The 17,211-nt window shown below is 56.1% G+C and carries 16 protein-coding genes, 1 other RNA gene and 1 pseudogene; 10 read left to right on the top strand and 8 right to left on the bottom strand.

The features are described from left to right. Positions 1 to 150: 150 nt before the first annotated feature. From rho to GHN86_RS13435, 8 genes and pseudogenes are all read left to right on the top strand, one after another. On the top strand, positions 151 to 1,410 hold the full coding sequence (rho, locus tag GHN86_RS13470) for a transcription termination factor Rho (protein ID WP_003438291.1): 1,260 nt from the start codon (positions 151 to 153) through the stop codon (positions 1,408 to 1,410). Between the two features lie 121 nt (positions 1,411 to 1,531). Then, complete coding sequence (locus tag GHN86_RS13465) at positions 1,532 to 3,535, top strand: acyltransferase family protein (protein ID WP_153386725.1); 2,004 nt, start codon at positions 1,532 to 1,534, stop codon at positions 3,533 to 3,535. 69 nt (positions 3,536 to 3,604) lie between these two features. Then, complete coding sequence (ubiD, locus tag GHN86_RS13460; protein ID WP_153380055.1) at positions 3,605 to 5,071, top strand: 4-hydroxy-3-polyprenylbenzoate decarboxylase; 1,467 nt, start codon at positions 3,605 to 3,607, stop codon at positions 5,069 to 5,071. Then, positions 5,071 to 6,039: a CDP-6-deoxy-delta-3,4-glucoseen reductase gene (locus tag GHN86_RS13455; RefSeq protein WP_153380053.1), complete on the top strand. Its 969-nt coding sequence runs from the start codon at positions 5,071 to 5,073 to the stop codon at positions 6,037 to 6,039. Before ubiD ends, GHN86_RS13455 begins: the two co-directional genes overlap by 1 nt. Positions 6,040 to 6,195: 156 nt before the next feature. Further along, positions 6,196 to 6,843, top strand: a pseudogene (locus GHN86_RS13450) (gamma-glutamylcyclotransferase). Between the two features lie 184 nt (positions 6,844 to 7,027). Further along, complete coding sequence (locus GHN86_RS13445) at positions 7,028 to 7,708, top strand: energy transducer TonB (RefSeq protein WP_153380051.1); 681 nt, start codon at positions 7,028 to 7,030, stop codon at positions 7,706 to 7,708. A 17-nt stretch (positions 7,709 to 7,725) separates the two neighbouring features. Continuing rightward, complete coding sequence (locus GHN86_RS13440; RefSeq protein ID WP_153380049.1) at positions 7,726 to 8,244, top strand: CbrC family protein; 519 nt, start codon at positions 7,726 to 7,728, stop codon at positions 8,242 to 8,244. A 206-nt stretch (positions 8,245 to 8,450) separates the two neighbouring features. Beyond that, a complete protein-coding gene (locus GHN86_RS13435) occupies positions 8,451 to 8,855 on the top strand; it encodes a flagellar basal body-associated protein FliL (RefSeq protein ID WP_323369411.1) in 405 nt (134 codons plus the stop codon). A 117-nt stretch (positions 8,856 to 8,972) separates the two neighbouring features. Here GHN86_RS13435 and GHN86_RS13430 read toward each other — a convergent pair whose 3' ends face one another. The 4 genes from GHN86_RS13430 to GHN86_RS13415 form a co-directional block, all read right to left on the bottom strand. Beyond that, positions 8,973 to 10,091, bottom strand: a complete 1,119-nt coding sequence (locus GHN86_RS13430) for an ABC transporter permease (RefSeq protein ID WP_153386723.1) — start codon at positions 10,089 to 10,091, stop codon at positions 8,973 to 8,975. Next, entirely contained in the window at positions 10,091 to 12,814 is a 2,724-nt protein-coding gene (gene rbbA / locus GHN86_RS13425; protein ID WP_153380043.1) for a ribosome-associated ATPase/putative transporter RbbA, read from the bottom strand. Before rbbA ends, GHN86_RS13430 begins: the two co-directional genes overlap by 1 nt. Beyond that, positions 12,811 to 13,776: an HlyD family secretion protein gene (locus GHN86_RS13420; protein WP_153380041.1), complete on the bottom strand. Its 966-nt coding sequence runs from the start codon at positions 13,774 to 13,776 to the stop codon at positions 12,811 to 12,813. The genes rbbA and GHN86_RS13420 overlap by 4 nt, the downstream gene beginning before the upstream one ends. A 212-nt stretch (positions 13,777 to 13,988) precedes the next feature. Beyond that, positions 13,989 to 14,441, bottom strand: a complete 453-nt coding sequence (locus tag GHN86_RS13415; RefSeq protein ID WP_153380039.1) for an EVE domain-containing protein — start codon at positions 14,439 to 14,441, stop codon at positions 13,989 to 13,991. Between the two features lie 195 nt (positions 14,442 to 14,636). Here GHN86_RS13415 and GHN86_RS23420 point away from each other — a divergent pair, with 195 nt between their 5' ends. Continuing rightward, on the top strand, positions 14,637 to 14,786 hold the full coding sequence (locus GHN86_RS23420; RefSeq protein ID WP_122785328.1) for a hypothetical protein: 150 nt from the start codon (positions 14,637 to 14,639) through the stop codon (positions 14,784 to 14,786). Between the two features lie 43 nt (positions 14,787 to 14,829). Here the strand turns inward: GHN86_RS23420 and GHN86_RS13410 are convergent, their stop codons facing one another. The 4 genes from GHN86_RS13410 to GHN86_RS13395 form a co-directional block, all read right to left on the bottom strand. Then, positions 14,830 to 15,429 carry a 5-formyltetrahydrofolate cyclo-ligase gene (locus GHN86_RS13410; protein WP_153380037.1) on the bottom strand — a complete coding sequence of 200 codons (600 nt, stop codon included), beginning with the start codon at positions 15,427 to 15,429 and terminating at the stop codon, positions 14,830 to 14,832. Between the two features lie 84 nt (positions 15,430 to 15,513). After that, a non-coding RNA gene (ssrS, locus tag GHN86_RS13405) (6S RNA) lies at positions 15,514 to 15,691 on the bottom strand. Between the two features lie 31 nt (positions 15,692 to 15,722). Next, positions 15,723 to 16,040 carry a cell division protein ZapA gene (locus GHN86_RS13400; protein WP_153380035.1) on the bottom strand — a complete coding sequence of 106 codons (318 nt, stop codon included), beginning with the start codon at positions 16,038 to 16,040 and terminating at the stop codon, positions 15,723 to 15,725. Continuing rightward, positions 16,037 to 16,246 carry a TIGR02449 family protein gene (locus GHN86_RS13395; protein ID WP_122785325.1) on the bottom strand — a complete coding sequence of 70 codons (210 nt, stop codon included), beginning with the start codon at positions 16,244 to 16,246 and terminating at the stop codon, positions 16,037 to 16,039. Before GHN86_RS13395 ends, GHN86_RS13400 begins: the two co-directional genes overlap by 4 nt. Positions 16,247 to 16,646: 400 nt before the next feature. Between GHN86_RS13395 and GHN86_RS13390 the strand changes: the two genes are divergently transcribed. Then, entirely contained in the window at positions 16,647 to 17,201 is a 555-nt protein-coding gene (locus GHN86_RS13390) for a YecA family protein (RefSeq protein ID WP_153380033.1), read from the top strand. Positions 17,202 to 17,211 lie beyond the last annotated feature (10 nt).

Below are 17,211 nucleotides of genomic sequence, written 5' to 3'. Positions count from 1 at the left end.
CCGCACTGGTTTCTCCACTGCCCCCTGCAAGCCGTCGCCGACGCACTCCTTATCGAATTAGTACGCGATCCTGTCGCCTTCTCTGCGGCGCGGCCTCATTAAGCCCAAAAGCTTAATTTCCCTCCCCATAAATGATTACGTCATTCCTATATGAACCTGACTGAACTCAAGCAAAAGCCGATTACCGAACTGCTCGAATTGGCCGAACAGATGGGCATAGAAAATATGGCCCGTTCGCGCAAGCAGGACGTGATTTTCTCCCTGCTCAAAAAGCACGCGAAAAGCGGCGAGGAAATCTCGGGTGATGGCGTGCTGGAGATTCTCCAGGACGGCTTCGGCTTCCTCCGTTCCGCTGACGCTTCGTACCTGGCCGGCCCGGACGATATTTACGTCTCGCCTAGCCAGATTCGTCGCTTCAACTTGCGCACTGGCGACACCATCGTCGGCAAAATCCGTCCGCCAAAAGAAGGCGAGCGGTACTTCGCACTGCTGAAAGTCGACACGATCAACTACGATCGTCCAGAGAACGCGAAAAACAAGATTCTCTTCGAGAACTTGACGCCGTTGTTCCCGACCGTACGCATGAAGATGGAAATCGGTAACGGTTCCACCGAAGATTTGACCGGCCGTGTGATCGACCTCTGTGCCCCGATTGGTAAAGGTCAGCGTGGTCTGATCGTTGCTCCGCCAAAAGCGGGCAAGACCATCATGTTGCAGAACATCGCGTCGAACATTTCGCGCAACAACCCTGAAGTGCACTTGATCGTTCTGTTGATCGACGAGCGCCCTGAAGAAGTAACCGAAATGCAGCGTACCGTTCGCGGCGAAGTGGTTGCTTCCACCTTCGACGAGCCACCAACCCGCCACGTGCAGGTTGCTGAAATGGTGATCGAAAAGGCCAAGCGCCTGGTGGAACACAAAAAAGACGTGGTGATTCTGCTCGACTCCATTACCCGTCTGGCTCGTGCCTACAACACCGTCATCCCAAGCTCCGGCAAGGTGTTGACAGGTGGTGTCGATGCTCACGCCCTTGAGAAGCCAAAGCGTTTCTTCGGTGCGGCGCGAAACATCGAAGAAGGCGGCTCGCTGACCATCATCGCTACCGCGCTGGTTGAAACCGGCTCGAAGATGGATGAAGTGATCTACGAAGAGTTCAAAGGCACTGGCAACATGGAACTGCCTCTGGACCGCAAGATCGCTGAAAAACGAGTCTTCCCGGCAATCAACATCAACCGCTCCGGCACACGCCGCGAAGAGTTGTTGACCGCTGATGACGAACTGCAACGCATGTGGATTCTGCGCAAGCTGTTGCACCCGATGGACGAAGTCGCAGCGATCGAGTTCTTGATCGACAAGCTGAAACAGACCAAGACCAACGATGAGTTCTTCCTGTCGATGAAGCGTAAGTAATACGGTTTCTCGAATAAAAAATGGCGCCCATGTACGGGCGCCTTTTTTTTTATCAAAAATAATGAAGGTTCGTGCCCAGCGCGGGTCAATAACAATAATGTATTAACGGATTACTGGTTTTATGACTTCTCTTGTTTATCGCAGAGATATTGATGGTCTGCGTGCAGTGGCTGTTATTGCCGTTGTGTTATTTCACTTTGGTGTGCCGGGTTTTTCAGGCGGCTTTGTTGGCGTCGACGTGTTCTTCGTTATTTCGGGCTACCTGATTACTTCGATTATCTGGCGTCAGCGAGAAGCTGGTCGTTTCAGTTTTGTCGAGTTTTGGGCGCGACGCGCACGGCGCATTCTTCCGGCTTTGTTTGTGTTGTTGGCAGCTGTGCTGGCAGTGGGCTGGTTCCTGATGGCGCCCAAGGATTATGAAGAGCTTGGCCGCTCCGTTCGTTATCAAGTGATGTTCGCTTCCAACCTCCTGTTTATGCGTCAGGACGGCTACTTTGATGCGGCCAGTGATTTAAAACCGTTGCTTCATACCTGGTCATTGGCCGTTGAAGAACAGTTTTATATTGTTTTCCCTTTGGTGCTGACGGTACTCGCCAGCCGTTTAAAACACTGGCGTTTGGCATTGCTCTCGCTCTTGTTAATGTCGTTCGGGCTCAGCGTGTGGGCCGTGGCACAGCATCCAGAAAAGGCATTTTTTCTTTTACCTATGCGGGCATGGGAGCTGCTAGCGGGTGCACTTCTGGCAGTCGCGCCTGCGCAAAAGAAGCGCCTCACGGCCACAGCGGCACAGTGCATCAGTCTGCTAGGCCTCAGTTTGATTCTGATCGCCGTGTTGGGTTACGACAAACACACGCCTTTCCCCGGCGCAGCTGCCTTGCTGCCGGTCCTGGGGGTTATTGCTCTGATTTGGGCCAATGAGTGTCACACCACGTGGGTGGGGCGCGTGTTGAGTCTGCCCGCCATGGTAGGTCTGGGTTTAATTTCCTATTCCTGGTACTTGTGGCATTGGCCGGTATTTGTATTCGCCAGCTATATCAATGTGGGTCAATTCGGCCCTTGGCTGACGAGCGCGTTGATCGTACTGACGTTGATCCTCGGTTATGCATCATGGCGATGGGTCGAAACACCGTTCCGGGAACGTCGCCTGTTGGCGGGCCGTCGCCAAATATTGACTGCGGCCGGTCTGGGTATTTTAGTCTTGAGTTTGGCAGGACAGGCGCTGCGCTGGACTGATGGTTTGCCCTCGCGCCTGTCCGAGCAAGCCTTGCACTTTGCCAAGGCCAGCGAATGGCGACCTGAGTTGATGGCGTGCATTACCGATGGCAAGCAGCCTGTCGATACACCGTTTTGCCGTTACGGCGAGCCAGCCGATGCACCCGCTCAGGTGCTGGTATGGGGCGACAGCCACGGCACAGCGCTGATCCCGGCATTGCAAGCCAGCGCCAAACGGCATGGGGTCAATGTGTTGTTGGCCAGCTCCGCGGGTTGCTTGCCCCTTGAGGGGCTGGAATACGGTGCTCGTTGCGCCCATGACAACCGCCGTGCCGAGCGTGCTCTGCAAGCCGAACCCGTTTCTGATGTGATGCTGGTGGCCCGCTGGAGTCTGTACCTCTATGGCGATGCTAAAGGCGATCACGAGCATGCCTTGCACGATAGTAATGGCCGCTATGACCGCGCCACCGCCGAACAGCGCTTCGCACAAGGCTTGCGTGCCAGAGTGGAACAATTACGCAAGGCCGGTTATCGCGTGTGGCTGATGAAAGAGGCACCGTTGCAGCCTTTCAATCCGCCTTACCGTTTGAGCCGTATGGCGATGTTGGGCCAGCCAACCGACCACGTGGGAATGCCGTTGGCTGACCATCTCAAACAAAAAGCGTTTATCAATACCTTGTTTGATCAGTTCGCGGCAGCAGATCCGGGCGTCAAGGTGCTGGACCCGACACCGCAATTGTGTGACACCTCTGGATTTTGCCGGGCTGAAAAGAATGGCAACTCGCTGTATGCCGACGACAATCACCTCTCTGAAGTGGGGGCTGAGTTGATAATTCCTGTGTTGCAGCCGCTGTTTGAAAGTCTGCCTGCAAAAGGCTCATCGGGCTTGGACAATGCCAATACCGCCCGTTAAGCAGCGATAAGCTGCCAGCGACGGGCTTAGCAGGTAGGATGTACGCCTATTTAGAGGGTGCCAACGTCAATGAAATTCAAGGATCTTCGGGACTTCGTGCAGCAACTGGAACAGCGCGGAGAGTTGAAACGCATCCAGATTCCCGTGTCTCCAGTGCTGGAGATGACCGAAATCTGCGACCGCACGCTGCGTGCCAAAGGCCCGGCGTTACTGTTCGAGAACCCGACCGGTCACACCATTCCTGTGCTCGGCAACCTGTTCGGCACACCCGAGCGTGTGGCGATGGGTATGGGGGCGGAGTCTGTCAGCGAACTGCGTGAAATTGGCAAATTGCTGGCGTTTCTCAAGGAGCCGGAGCCGCCTAAAGGTCTGAAAGACGCGTGGTCCAAGCTGCCGATCTTCCGCAAGATCATTTCCATGGCCCCGAAAGTCGTTAAAGACGCGGTGTGTCAGGAAGTGGTCATTGAAGGCGATGACGTCGACCTCGCCATGTTGCCGGTTCAGCACTGCTGGCCGGGCGACGTGGCGCCACTGATTACTTGGGGCCTGACCGTGACCAAAGGTCCGAACAAGGACCGACAAAACCTCGGCATCTATCGTCAGCAAGTGATTGGCCGCAACAAGGTCATCATGCGCTGGTTGAGCCATCGCGGCGGCGCGCTGGATTACCGTGAATGGTGCGAAAAACACCCCGGCCAGCCGTTCCCTGTTTCAGTCGCCTTGGGTGCAGACCCGGCAACTATTTTGGGCGCTGTAACGCCGGTTCCGGACAGTCTGTCCGAATATGCCTTTGCTGGTTTGTTGCGTGGCAACCGCACTGAACTGGTTAAATGCCGAGGCAACGACCTGCAAGTGCCTGCCACTGCCGAGATTATTCTTGAGGGCGTGATCCACCCGGGTGAAATGGCCCCTGAAGGTCCGTATGGCGACCACACCGGCTATTACAACGAAGTCGACAGCTTCCCGGTCTTTACTGTTGAGCGCATCACTCATCGGGTCAAACCGATCTACCACAGTACCTACACCGGCCGTCCGCCTGACGAACCGGCGATTTTGGGTGTGGCATTAAACGAAGTGTTTGTACCCATCCTGCAAAAGCAATTCCCGGAAATTACTGACTTCTATCTGCCGCCAGAAGGCTGCTCATACCGCATGGCCATTGTGACCATGAAAAAGCAGTACCCGGGGCACGCCAAGCGCGTGATGCTCGGTGTGTGGTCGTTTTTGCGCCAGTTCATGTACACCAAATTCGTTATCGTGACTGACGACGACATCAATGCCCGCGACTGGAACGACGTGATCTGGGCCATCACCACACGCATGGATCCCAAGCGCGACACGGTGATGATCGAAAACACGCCTATCGACTACCTCGATTTTGCCTCGCCGGTTTCCGGCCTGGGTTCCAAGATGGGGTTGGACGCCACGAATAAATGGCCCGGTGAAACCACCCGCGAATGGGGCCGGGTCATCGTCAAGGACGAAGCGGTTACCCGCCGGGTCGATGACATCTGGAATCAATTAGGAATAGATTGATGCGAGTAACCTTGCAGCCTTCAGGCGCGGTGTTAGAAACCCGGCCTGGTGAGCGAATTCTGGATGCGGCGCAGCGCTTGGGCTATGAATGCCCGCAGAGCTGCCGCAATGGTAATTGCCACGTGTGCGCGGCCTTGCTGGTTGAAGGGCAGGTTGACCAGGCGGGGGAAGTGCGCGATCACGGCGAGGTCTATACCTGTCTGGCAGCACCGCTTGAAGACTGCGTGGTGCTGTGGGATGGCGTGCTTGCGTTAGGAGAAATACCGGTGCGAACTCTGGCGTGTCAATTGGTCGAATGTGTCGAAGTCGGGGGGGATGTATGGCGTGTGCGTTTACGTGCGCCAGCCGGCAAACTTCCGCGTTATCACGCCGGGCAATACGCGATGCTGACACGCGAGAATGGTGAGAAATCGGCCTTCTCACTGGCCAGTGCACCGCACTCCGGCCGTGAGTTGGAGCTGCATGTTCTGGCCCGTGAGGCCAGTTCGCTCAGCTTGATTGAGCAATTGCAGCGTAACCGGATGGTTAGAATTGAGCTGCCGTATGGCGATACCCATTTGGCCGAGTTACCAGACGGTCCTTTGGTTTTGATCGCTGCCGGAACCGGTATGGCGCAAATGCATAGCCTGATTGAGCATTGCCGAGAGAAAGGCTTCAAGTACCCGGTACACCTGTACTGGGGCGTGCGTCGCCCCGAGGACTTTTACGGCCTCGAAGAGTGGGAAGCCTGGCAAAAAACTCCCAATTTGTTCCTGCACAAAGTCGTCAGTGACCTGTGTGGCTGGGAAGGTCGCTGTGGATTGCTGCATGAGGCTGTGTGCGAAGACATCAGTGATTTGAGCGCTGTACATGTTTACGCCAGTGGTTCCCCTGCGATGATCTACGGCACCCTTGACGCGTTGGTCAGCGCCGGCATGGACCCGCATCAAATGCGCGCCGATGTGTTCGCCTACTGCCCACGGCCTTGAAAACAGGGCAGGCAAGCCCTATTTTCGACAGCATCACGGCTGGCTTGCCTGCACAGTTCATCTGACAAACCGCAGCGTCTTATTTTTAGTGCTATAAGAATCAACACGTTATTTTGTTTACTTCATGTTAAGCGTGTAAGGCCGCGATCACTGGTTATGACGGTTATAGAAACTGACTGCTTAAATCCGCACTACCCGCCGCGACTCGACCTCGGGGCACCGTTGACCCCTGAGCAATTGCACAACTCCCTTCGTAGCACCATGGCGCGTCACCAAGGCGGGCCAGTGTGGTTGTTTGCCTACGGTTCACTGATCTGGCGCCCCGAATGTTCAGCGGTCGAGCGTGTGCGCGGACGAGTGCATGGCTACCATCGCGGCCTGTATCTGTGATCTCACGAACATCGTGGTACGCCGCAATGGCCGGGTCTGGTATTTGGTCTGGATCGTGGTGGTTCATGCAGTGGCTTTGCGTACAGGCTGCCAGAGGACAACCTGGACGCGGCATTGCACGCACTTTGGCTGCGGGAAATGCCGGTTCCCTCCTACCGGCCGTGCTGGCTTAGCTGTCGGCTGGACAACGGCACTGAGGTACAGGCACTCGGATTTGTGCTGGAGCGCCATTTACCCAGCTATGCAGGCAACTTGCCGGACACTGTGCTGCGTCAGGTTCTGGCCAACGCCAGCGGGCGCTACGGTACTACTCGCGATTATGTTGAGCAGACGGTAAAAGCGCTGCGCACTCATGCCATGCCCGATCGGAATCTGGAAGCACGGCTTAAACGCTGCGGTGCGGCCCAGTCCTGAGAACCTTTCGCGAGGCATGAAGAGTCCAAACCTGAATAGCCTACTAACAGCTCGCCTAATCAATAAGAGTTATCCCACAGAACTATCGGAACCCATCACCTGAAAGAATTGGCTACACATTAATAGTATTCGTCCCCACGGTACTGATGCCGAGGCGGCTTGCCGCAAGTTCTGGAGAACGGCGATGAAGCATTTAATGGGGTTGGCAGTTTTGTTGATGGCGTTTAATACCTGGGGGCACAATTCACCGCCATCACTTGTCTATCTGTTGGAACCCACATACCCAACAGACCTGAAGCTTTTAGGCATCGAGGGTGACGTACGAGTACGGATGTTGGTCAACCTTGATGGCACCGTCGTTGATCCTGTCATCCTCTACAGCTCTCATCCGGAGTTTGCGGGCGCGACTTTGAAGGCTGTTCGCGCGTGGCGCTTTAGCCCTTGGGCATTGGGGGCAGGTCGGCCCGAGCAGGTTGAAGTCATCGCTCCGCTGCTGTTTAACGCTGATTCCAGCGGCAAAAAAATTAAACCGTTGAGCGCCATCGATCTTGAGGCCTCGACATGCCGCCAACTGAACACCGACATTGAAAACCACATGCGTCGCAGGGTAAATCTTCCTTTGGCGCATTTGGGGTTGTTCAGCAAGACGCGTTATCAACTGATTAGCGGGTTAGTGGCCCAGCGCTATTCCAGCGAGGAGTTGGCGATTGCACTGTTTGATCTTTCTCAGGCAACGGAAAGCATCGTGAGAACCTGTCAGCGAACCATAAGTCGCCGGTTTGTCGAGAAATTGCCGGAGAGTGTTCAGTTGCTATTAGCGCGCGCGGTGAGCGTAAAAGCACCGGCAGAAAGCCAGCCTATTTAAATAAGAAGGGTCAACCCATGAAAGAATTGCCTGCCTTTGAGTATTTTTCTGACCCTTATAGTCATCATGCTTTTATTCAAGAAGACATGCTTTGCGATTGCTGTTCAACGGTCTCTTCTTATTATCACGTCGCACTGTCCAATCTCGACGGTGGGGATGAAGTTCATATTTGTCCGGCCTGTGTGGCTGATGGTTCGGCTGCCAAAAGATTCGACCTTGTCTTTAACGAAATAGACGGGGATGTCAGTCAGACAATCAGAGACATTATTGAACACAAAACGCCGGGGATTATCAGTTGGCAGGAACACAGCTGGGAAGTGCACTGCAAAGATGCCTGCATCTATCTGGGTCAGGCTGATGCGCAGGATTTAGCGAATGCCAGCCACTCGAACAAAGCGTCATGGATGAATGATTTTGGGCGCAGCGTCGATGAGTGGGCGTCGTTTATCGAAGGCCGACCCAATGAGGATTTTGTGGTGGACAAGTATCAGTGCCGGCACTGCGGTGAAACGGTGCTTGTGTATGACTTGTCGTAAGCGCCCGGACTTTATTCTTCACGCTAAATAGCATCATTACCCCCGTTTGATCCGGTGAAACAGCACTGTTTTAGAACGCCGGAGATACATCTATTGTTCTGAAAAAAACGGCCGATAACCCAATGAAGCGTTCAAGGGTGGTCGTCGTGCTGCTGTTGAATGGCGGTTATCCCGCCTGCTTGCCTAATCAAACAAAGGAGCGAATTGTGAAAGCGTGGATCGTATTGATGCTGGCCCTGTGTTTGCCGCTGGCAGCGGTCGCTGAAGAGGCTGAAGAGGGCGCTGCCAAGGTCAGCTACATCACCTTGAGCCCGCCCTTTGTGGGCAATTACGGATTGGACGGCAGTCCGAAACTCAAGGTGTTCAAGGCCGATATTTCCTTGCGCGTAACAGGTGATGCGGCGGCTAAAGCGGTAAAGGCCAATGATCCGTTGATCCGTAATCAGTTGGTGGGGTTGTTTGCCCAACAGACCAGCGCAACGCTGAGCAGCGTTGAGGCCAAGGAAAGTCTGCGCCAAGAGGCGTTGAAGCAGATTCAACAGGTCATGAGTGACGAGACCGGCAAACCGATGGTGGACGATTTGCTGTTTAACAATTTGATTGTTCAATAACGCTCAAAGCCTCTGCGTCATGCACCCTGTAGTCGCTGCCGAGGCACGAGGCTGCGAGCCGTTTTTACCGCCGTTCAAAGACGGGGGCCTAAGCTGCGACCAAGAGCGTACCGGCCGCTACGACGCCGGACTCTTGCGGAACCGACCCAGCGCAATGGCGAAAAACACCAGGCCTATGGCGAGCAGTGCCAGCAAGTCCGGCCACACCACTTCAACCGGCGCTCCGCGGAACAAAATCGCGGCGCTCAAGCTGACAAAGTGGGTGGACGGCGAGCACTGCATCACCCATTGCAGCCACTCAGGCATGCTGTCCAACGGGGTGCTGCCGCCCGATAACAGCAGCATCGGAATGACCACCGGGATCGCCAGCAAGCCGAACTGCGGGGTAGAGCGAGCGAGTGTGGCGAGAAATATCCCCAGGGCCGTACTGGCGAACAGGTACAGCGCCGTCACCATCAAAAACAAGGCCATCGACCCTGCCAGCGGTATGCCCAGCGCCCATTTCACGATCACTTCCAGTGATATCCAGGTGCACACCACAACCACCAGCATGTTGCTCCAGATTTTCGCCAGCATGATTTCCAGCGCGGTCAGTGGCAGCACCAGCAAGTGGTCGAGGGTGCCGTGCTCTCGCTCGCGCAGCAGCGCTGTGCCGGTTAACACAATCGCCAGAATGGTGATGTTGTTGACGATCTGGATGATCGCCAAAAACCAGCCGCCTTCCAGATTGGAGTTGAATAACGCACGGCTCGAAATTCGCGCGGGGGTGTTCGCGGCGGCATCCGTTTGGCCCGTGTAATTGAGCAGCTCTCGCTGGAAAATCTGCCCGATGTAACCCGCGCCCATAAAAGCCTGACTCATGGCGGTGGCGTCAACGTTGACCTGCACGCTGGGTTCGCGGCCCGCCAGCAGGTCGGCCTGGAAGTTAGCCGGTACGTTGATCACAAACGTGTACTGCCCCTTGTCCATGGCCTGATCGAACTGGTCGTAGGGCAAGGCTTCTGGCGCCTTGAATTCCGGAGGCAGCAGCGACTCGCTGAGCTTGCGCGACAGGGCGCTGTGGTCTTCATCAATAAAACCAACACTGGCGTTGTGCACGCCGATGATTGAGCTCGACGCGGGCATATAAATCGCCACGGTGAAGGCATAAAGCAAAAACAGCAGCAGTACATTGTCGTGCCGCAGGCTGATAAATTCTTTGAGGCCAAGGCGCAGGATGTGTGTGAGCTTGTGCATCAAACCTCCTGCTTCTTGAGCATGATCAGGCTCAGCCCAGTAAACGCGACGAAAAACCCGAACAGGGCCAGGCACTGCGGCCACAACTGACGAAGATCGAGCGCTTTGGTGAAGGTGCCCACCGCAATATCGAGGAAATGCCCGGCCGGGAACAACATGCCCATCATCGCCGATGCCCCGTCCAGCGAGGAGCGCGGCACCAGCAACCCGGAAAACTGAATGGTGGGCAGGCTGGTGATGATCATGGTGCCCAGAATGGCTGCAATCTGGGTGCGGGTGAACGCCGAGATCAACAAGCCCATGCTGGTAGTCGACAGGACATACAGTAAGCCGCCCAGCGCTAAAGTGACGCCGCTGCCTTTGAACGGTACGCCAAACAGCCAGCGATTCATCGCCACCAGCAACGCCAGATTGACCAGACTGACCGCCAGATAGGGCGCTTGTTTGCCCAGCAGGAACTCAAGACGCGTCAGCGGTGTGGCGTAGAAGTTGGTGATCGACCCCAGCTCTTTTTCACGCACGATGCCGAGTGCCGTGAGCATCGCCGGGATAAAGGCGAGAATCAGCGCCATCACACCGGGGCCGATGGCGTTGACGCTGATCACATCCTGGTTATAGCGAAACCGCGTTTCGAGCTTTGCCGCCGCCTGTTTGTTTTGCGCCAGACTGCTCAAGGCGGCCATTTGCTCAAGGTTGGCTTGGTGCACGGCCTGAATGTAACTGCGACTGGTCTCTGCGCGAAATGGCATGCCGCCATCAAGCCACGCGGCCACGGTAGGCTGGCGACCGGCATAAAGATCCCGACCAAAACCCGGAGGAATCTCAAGGGCGATTTTGATTTCCGAGCGCTGCAGACGTTCGTGCAGTTCTTCGGCGCTGTGGATCGGCGCGTGCTCCTCAAAATAGCGAGAGCCACGAAAGGCTTCGAGGTAGGCGCGGCTTTGCGGGCTTTGGTCCTGGTCGTAAACGGCAAATGCGAGGTTTTCTACATCCAGCGAAATGCCGTAGCCGAATATCACCATCATGAAAACGGCACCTAACAGCGCGAACGCCATACGCACCTTGTCGCGTAACAGCTCTTTGGTTTCGCGACTGGCCACCGCAAACAAACGAGTCACGCTAAAACCGCTTTTGCTCGGCGGCGGTGGTGTGTTCACCACGGGGCTAGCTGCTGTTTCGGTTGAGGTGGGCGTTTGTTCGTTTTGCGCTTGCTCAAGGCAAGTGACAAAAGCCGCTTCAAGCGTATCGCCCTTGAACTGCTGCTGTAATGCGGACGGTGTATCACACGCGAGTACCTTGCCGGCGTGCATCAAAGAGATGCGATCACAGCGTTGGGCTTCGTTCATAAAGTGAGTCGACAAGAATATGGTCACCCCCTGATCACGCGACAACTCGATCAGCAGGCGCCAGAAGTCATCGCGTGCGGCCGGGTCGACACCGGAGGTGGGTTCATCAAGGATCAACACTTCGGGACGATGCAACACCGCCACTGCCAGTGATAAACGTTGGCGCAGCCCCAGAGGCAACTCGCCGGATTGCTGTTCGGCCACCTCGCCGAGGTCGAAGCGTTCAATCAGTTCTTCGATGCGCGTTCGACTGTCGTCTTTGGCCATGTCAAACAGCTGGGCGTGCAGCACCAGGTTTTGGCGCACGCTGAGTTCGCCATACAGCGAAAAATTCTGCGACATAAAGCCCACGCGTTTACGTGTGGCCAGATCGCTGGCGTTAACCGGGTTGCCCAGCAGTTCGGCGCTGCCTTCGGTGGCGGGCACCAGACCGGTGAGCACTTTCATGGTGGAGGTTTTGCCACAGCCGTTTGAGCCAAGAAAGCCGAATATCTCACCGCGACCAATGGCAAAGCTGACCTTGTTCACGGCCGTGAAATCACCGAATTTTAGGGTCAGATCGTGAGCTTCAATGGCGATATCGCTGTTGTCATGGGCCCGCGGCGGAATCACCAGAGGTTCATTGTTATGGCCGCTGTCCCCCTGAAAATGGGTGAAGGCTTCGTCGAGCTTGCCGGTGGGTGATACGGCGGCCAACTCCTGGGTCAGCCCGGTGGCAATCAAGGTGCCGCGATCCAGCATCAGGCAATGCTCAAATTGCTCAGCTTCTTCCATGTAGGCGGTGGCCACCAGCAGGGTCAGCTGAGGTCGCTGGCTGCGTACATCGTTGACCAACTCCCAGAAACGGCGGCGTGACAGCGGGTCTACGCCGGTGGTGGGTTCGTCGAGGATCAGCAGGTCGGGCTCATGGATCAAGGCGCAACACAGGCCGAGTTTTTGCTTCATCCCGCCGGACAGCTTGCCCGCTGGACGCTCGGCAAAGCGCTCAAGGTCGGTGGCCTTGAGCAACTGTGCCATGCGCTGCTCACATTCATCTTTTGATAGGCCGAACAACGTGCCGAAAAAGCGGATATTTTCGCTGATCGACAGTTCTGGATAGAGGTTGCCACCCAGCCCTTGGGGCATAAAGGCGATCAGCGGATAGAGTGTGTTGCGATGGCGACGATCATCGATGGGGCCGCCCAATACCTCCAGAGCGCCTTGCTGAAGTTTTTTGACCCCGGCAATCAACCCGAGCAGGCTCGACTTGCCCGCGCCGTCGGGACCAATCAGCCCGCAGCGCGTGCCTTTGGGCAGGCTGAAAGTGACGTCCAGCAGTGCCTGTTGCTTGCCGTACCGGTGGCTGATGCCACTGGCATTGATCGCCGGGGCGGTCATTGCAGATTAGCCGGCCAGTCCACGTCAGCAGTTCGCACATAGCCTGCCCCCGGCATGCCGGGTTTGGCTTGCGGCACGGCGCCGGGATCGGTCAGGCGCAGTTTGACGCGGAACACCAATTTTTGCCGTTCGTCGCGGGTTTCGACCTCTTTAGGGGTGAACTGCGATTTGTCGGCGACAAATGAGACTTTGGCCGGCAGCGGCTGATCGGGCAGGGCATCAAGAACGATGCGGGCCTGGCCACCGACGGTGAGTTTGCCGACCACGGCAGCGGGCAAGTAGAGGTTCATGTACTGGTCGCTGGGATCAATCATCATAAAGACGCGGCCACCCGAGCCGAGCACTTCACCCGGCTCAGCCAGACGCAACTGGATGATCCCGTTAATAGGCGCACGCAGGCTGCTGTCTTCGATTTCGCTGGTCAGTTGCGCCACTTGGGCTTCGCTGGAAACGATAGCGGCTCGGGCGGCGGCGACTTGGGCTTGCGCAGCTGCGACGGCGGAGTTGCTGGTACTGAATTTCGCCTGTTGTTGATCCAACTGCTGACCGCTGGCAAACCCGCGCTGGGCCAACTGGCTAATGCGCTTGAGCTCCTGACTGGCGAGCAGTTTTTCGCTCTGGCGCAGTTTGACGTTGGCTTCGTTGGCCGCCAGCGTTTCACGGGCTCGCTGTACTTCAGCTTGTGCCTGCGCGCGAGAGGCTTCGAGGGTACGGGTGTCCATGCGTGCCAGCAGTTGGCCTTTGGTGACGTGATCGCCTTCGTCAACCAACACTTCGGCCAGACGGCCCGGGATTTTTGCGGCGATTTGCACTTCGGTGGATTCGAGCCGACCGTTGCCCATGGCGATGCCTTCGGGGAGGCGATCATGTTGGGACTTCCAGTAACCGAACCCGCCTGCTGCGATCAGCAGAATTGCCAACGGAATAACAAAGTAATGGGAGATACGGTTATTTGTGGACATGCCGACATCCTGTGTCACAGAGCGCTCTAGTTTGATGATTTCAAACCTGAAGGAATTTGATTCCAGTCAAAGGAAGTCACAGCCTAGTTGCTAAAACAGGATGTTGCCTGACGACATGAGAAAACCTGTAGTCGCTGCCGAAGGCTGCGAAGGGGCGCTCCAAAAAGAAGCCTGTGGTCCCTATCGCAGCCTTCGGCAGCGACTACAAACCCTCAACGCAGCAATCCCATCACCACTGCCCATTGCTCCGGTGTCACGGGCATCACAGAAAGGCGGCTGCCTTTTTGCACCAGTGGCATCTCGGCCAGTGCAGTTTGCTGTTTCAGGTAGTCGAGCGTGATGACCTTGGGGAAGGTGTGTACATGGGCCACTTGCAGGGCGCTCCACGGGTTTTTCTCGGGGGTCGCTTTGGGGTCGTAATAATGACTTTCAGGGTCAAGCGCAGTGGGGTCCGGATAGGCCGCCTGAACAATCCGCCCCACACCGGCAATCCCGGGTTGTGGACAATTGGAGTGATAGAAAAAGAATTCGTCACCGACGGCCATGGAACGGATGAAATTGCGCGCCTGATAATTACGAACACCATCCCAACGCGCTTCGCCCAGCTTCTGCAAATCTTTGATGGAGAACTCGTCAGGCTCGGATTTCATCAACCAATAGGCCATTTTCCCTACTCCTTAAATGCTGCGTGGTCATATTGTCTGGCAAGCGCTTGTAAACCGACAGTCGGTTGACGTCAGCATTTGCGTGTCTGTTCGCGTTGCCTCAGAATGCCGGGATTTTAAGCTTGACGCTGCTGCACGGCCTATAACAAAAACCGTTGCTGTCATCGTGTTGATTTGCCTGAAGGGGGGCAATCGATGAAACGCAAACCGGATTTACTGTGGATGTTGGTTATTTTGTTCGGTTTGGGCGTGGTCACAACCGGTTATGCGCAAAGCCTCTGGTCTAACTCGACCGACGCGCCTATTGAATTGGCGCAACAGCAAATCCCGCCGTTTAAACGCTAAGCATTTGGGGTTCGGGCATCGCTTTTGAGTGATGCCTCAGCTGTCAGTGGGCGACGTACCAGCGTTTGTCCGAGACGGTGCCTTGCAGCGGTACATCCCAGCTGGCCTGATTCAGGCTCGCGACTTTTTGGCACTCATGGGCCAGCCCCAGCAATGTTGGCTTGCGCCAGTTTTGGCGGCGCGCCAGATAAGCCAGGCTACGGTCGTAAAAACCGCCGCCCATGCCCAGCCGTCCTCCCGTCGCATCAAATCCAACCAGTGGCAACAGCACCAGGTCTAGCGTCCAGACCTTGCGTTGACGTGCGCTATTAATGCGCGGTTCAAGAATGCGAAAGCGGTTGGGCATAAGCTTCTCGCCGGGCGTGATACGTTGAAACACCATTTTGGTGTTAGGCCACGCGCTCAGCACCGGCAGGTAGGTGGTCTTGCCCCGTCGTTGAGCTTCTTTTAGCAGCAGGCGCGGGTCGATTTCACCGTCTGTTGGCAAGTACAGGGCAATGTGTCTGGCGCGGCGAAACAGCGGGTGTTGCGCCAATTGCCGATACAGGCCGCGGGCGGCTTGGCGTTGCTCGCAGGGCGATAGCTCGCGGCGGGCTTTGCGCAGTTGGCGTCGAAGTTGCGGGCGTGTCACCGGTTCGGTCATGGTGGCGGGCACTTCACAGTCGAGTCACCGGGCGGTGCTCGTAAAAATCAATGCCAGCAAGAAGCTGGCATGGATAAAGAAATCAGGCTCCCCGACGTACCGCTGTCGGCTTGGCCCTTGAACCCGAAAGTTCAAGGTGGAAGTTGCAGTAGACCTTAAGGCTTTCCGTCTAGCGGACATGCACACCGGCCCAACGTGCAAGCTCCAGGGTAGTGCGAATCGGCTCAGGGACATCGCTAACTGGCGAATACCTCAGGGAGTGGCGCGAGTATACCCCAAAGAAACCTTTTGAATCAGCTTTGACGTTCGTTCGGATCGGTGGCGAGCACCACATCAACGCGTTCAAGCAGATCACGCACCTGTTCGCGGGTGGAACCGCTGGTCTGGACTTCAGCGACTTCCTGTTTGTGCAACAGGTCGTGAGTGATGTTCAGCGCGGCCATCACGGCGATACGGTCGGCGCCAATCACTTTGCCGCTGCTGCGAATTTCGCGCATTTTACCGTCCAGGTATCGAGCGGCGCTCACCAGATTGCTGCGTTCTTCCTGGGGGCACATGATCGAATAGTCTTTATCGAGAATCTGTACGGTAATGCTGTTACTTGAACTCATGAGTCTTGCTCCAGGGCTTTGAGGCGCGAAATCATCGATTCCACCTTGTGTCGGGCGATTTCGTTTTTTTCAATGAGGTGCGCGCGTTCCTCGCGCCAAGTCTTTTCCTGAGCTACTAAGAGTCCGTTTTGGCGGTTAAGTTGCTCGACTCGGGCAATCAGTAATTCAAGTCTAGCCATCAGTGCATGCAGGTCAGTGTCTTCCATTGGGTCCTACTGTGTTTTTCGGATGGAGGGTGAAAGCCAACCGTATTGACGCCTTGATGGTCTGGCTCGTCTGCCGATGCTAGGGTCTGTGCCCGTTTCAATGCAGCCGCGACGAAAGCCCACGTGGTGCAGGGCAAGGCGCGAGAAGCGTAGTTTGGTTGTCCCAAATAAGCTTCGAGCAACGCCGCCCTGCGCCACATGGGCTTTCGTCCCTTCCGGTCGCGTGTCAAATTTAGCCAGGCTGTGTTGCAGAGCTTCGGAAGGGAACAACCATTCCCTTCGCTCTGCGCCTTGCCTGGCTAAATTTGACCCAGCGACGCGGCTTGCATTGAAACGGGCACAGACCCTACGATACAAGGCCTCCATTCTAGACATAGCGCCGCTTGGCGCCTAGCTGACCATGCCTATTCAGAATTCCCCGTATCAAGCCTTTGTAACCCTGCTGACTGCCAGCGGTCATTCCGTCTCGCCTGCTGAACTGCACGGCCATTTATTGGGCCGCAGTTGTGCTGGCGCCGGTTTTGATAACGATAGCTGGTTGGCTGAAGCCACCGAGCTACTTTCCGGCGAGCCGCAGGACAACGTACGCAATGCCCTGATCGGTTTGCAAGAGATGGTCAAAGGTGAACTGACCAGTGACGACATGACTGTCGTACTGTTGTTGCCGACCGACGATGCTCCGCTGCCCGAGCGCGCTGCCGCGCTGGGTGAGTGGTGCCGCGGTTTCCTGAGTGGTTTCGGTCTGACCCGTCGCGAATATGCGATGAGCGAAGAAGCCAGCGAAGTGCTGCGCGACCTGGCGGCTATTTCTCAGGTGCAAGACGCCCTGGAAGAGTCCGAAGACGGCGAAACCGACTACATGGAAGTAATGGAATACCTGCGTGTCGCGCCGTTGTTGCTGTTTACTGAAACCAAAAAAACCGACGCGCCGGCTGCCAAGCCTTCACTGCACTGATTGATCGCCA

Origin of the sequence: Pseudomonas helleri, from assembly GCF_009600315.1 — a bacterium.
Taxonomy (GTDB): domain Bacteria; phylum Pseudomonadota; class Gammaproteobacteria; order Pseudomonadales; family Pseudomonadaceae; genus Aquipseudomonas; species Aquipseudomonas helleri_A.
Note: the sequence above shows the minus strand (reverse complement) of the source record. Positions and strands in the feature narration are given on the sequence as shown.

Excerpts from the sequence above, each read along its gene's own strand:
- GHN86_RS13420 (WP_153380041.1), bottom strand. The coding sequence starts at position 13,776 with ATGTCCACAAATAACCGTATCTCCCATTACTTTGTTATTCCGTTGGCA.
- rho (WP_003438291.1), top strand. The coding sequence starts at position 151 with ATGAACCTGACTGAACTCAAGCAAAAGCCGATTACCGAACTGCTCGAA.
- GHN86_RS13410 (WP_153380037.1), bottom strand. The coding sequence starts at position 15,429 with ATGACCGAACCGGTGACACGCCCGCAACTTCGACGCCAACTGCGCAAA.
- GHN86_RS13455 (WP_153380053.1), top strand. The coding sequence starts at position 5,071 with ATGCGAGTAACCTTGCAGCCTTCAGGCGCGGTGTTAGAAACCCGGCCT.
- GHN86_RS13415 (WP_153380039.1), bottom strand. The coding sequence starts at position 14,441 with ATGGCCTATTGGTTGATGAAATCCGAGCCTGACGAGTTCTCCATCAAA.
- rbbA (WP_153380043.1), bottom strand. The coding sequence starts at position 12,814 with ATGACCGCCCCGGCGATCAATGCCAGTGGCATCAGCCACCGGTACGGC.
- GHN86_RS13395 (WP_122785325.1), bottom strand. The coding sequence starts at position 16,246 with ATGGAAGACACTGACCTGCATGCACTGATGGCTAGACTTGAATTACTG.
- GHN86_RS13390 (WP_153380033.1), top strand. The coding sequence starts at position 16,647 with ATGCCTATTCAGAATTCCCCGTATCAAGCCTTTGTAACCCTGCTGACT.
- GHN86_RS13465 (WP_153386725.1), top strand. The coding sequence starts at position 1,532 with ATGACTTCTCTTGTTTATCGCAGAGATATTGATGGTCTGCGTGCAGTG.
- ubiD (WP_153380055.1), top strand. The coding sequence starts at position 3,605 with ATGAAATTCAAGGATCTTCGGGACTTCGTGCAGCAACTGGAACAGCGC.
- GHN86_RS23420 (WP_122785328.1), top strand. The coding sequence starts at position 14,637 with ATGAAACGCAAACCGGATTTACTGTGGATGTTGGTTATTTTGTTCGGT.
- GHN86_RS13400 (WP_153380035.1), bottom strand. The coding sequence starts at position 16,040 with ATGAGTTCAAGTAACAGCATTACCGTACAGATTCTCGATAAAGACTAT.
- GHN86_RS13440 (WP_153380049.1), top strand. The coding sequence starts at position 7,726 with ATGAAAGAATTGCCTGCCTTTGAGTATTTTTCTGACCCTTATAGTCAT.
- GHN86_RS13430 (WP_153386723.1), bottom strand. The coding sequence starts at position 10,091 with ATGCACAAGCTCACACACATCCTGCGCCTTGGCCTCAAAGAATTTATC.
- GHN86_RS13445 (WP_153380051.1), top strand. The coding sequence starts at position 7,028 with ATGAAGCATTTAATGGGGTTGGCAGTTTTGTTGATGGCGTTTAATACC.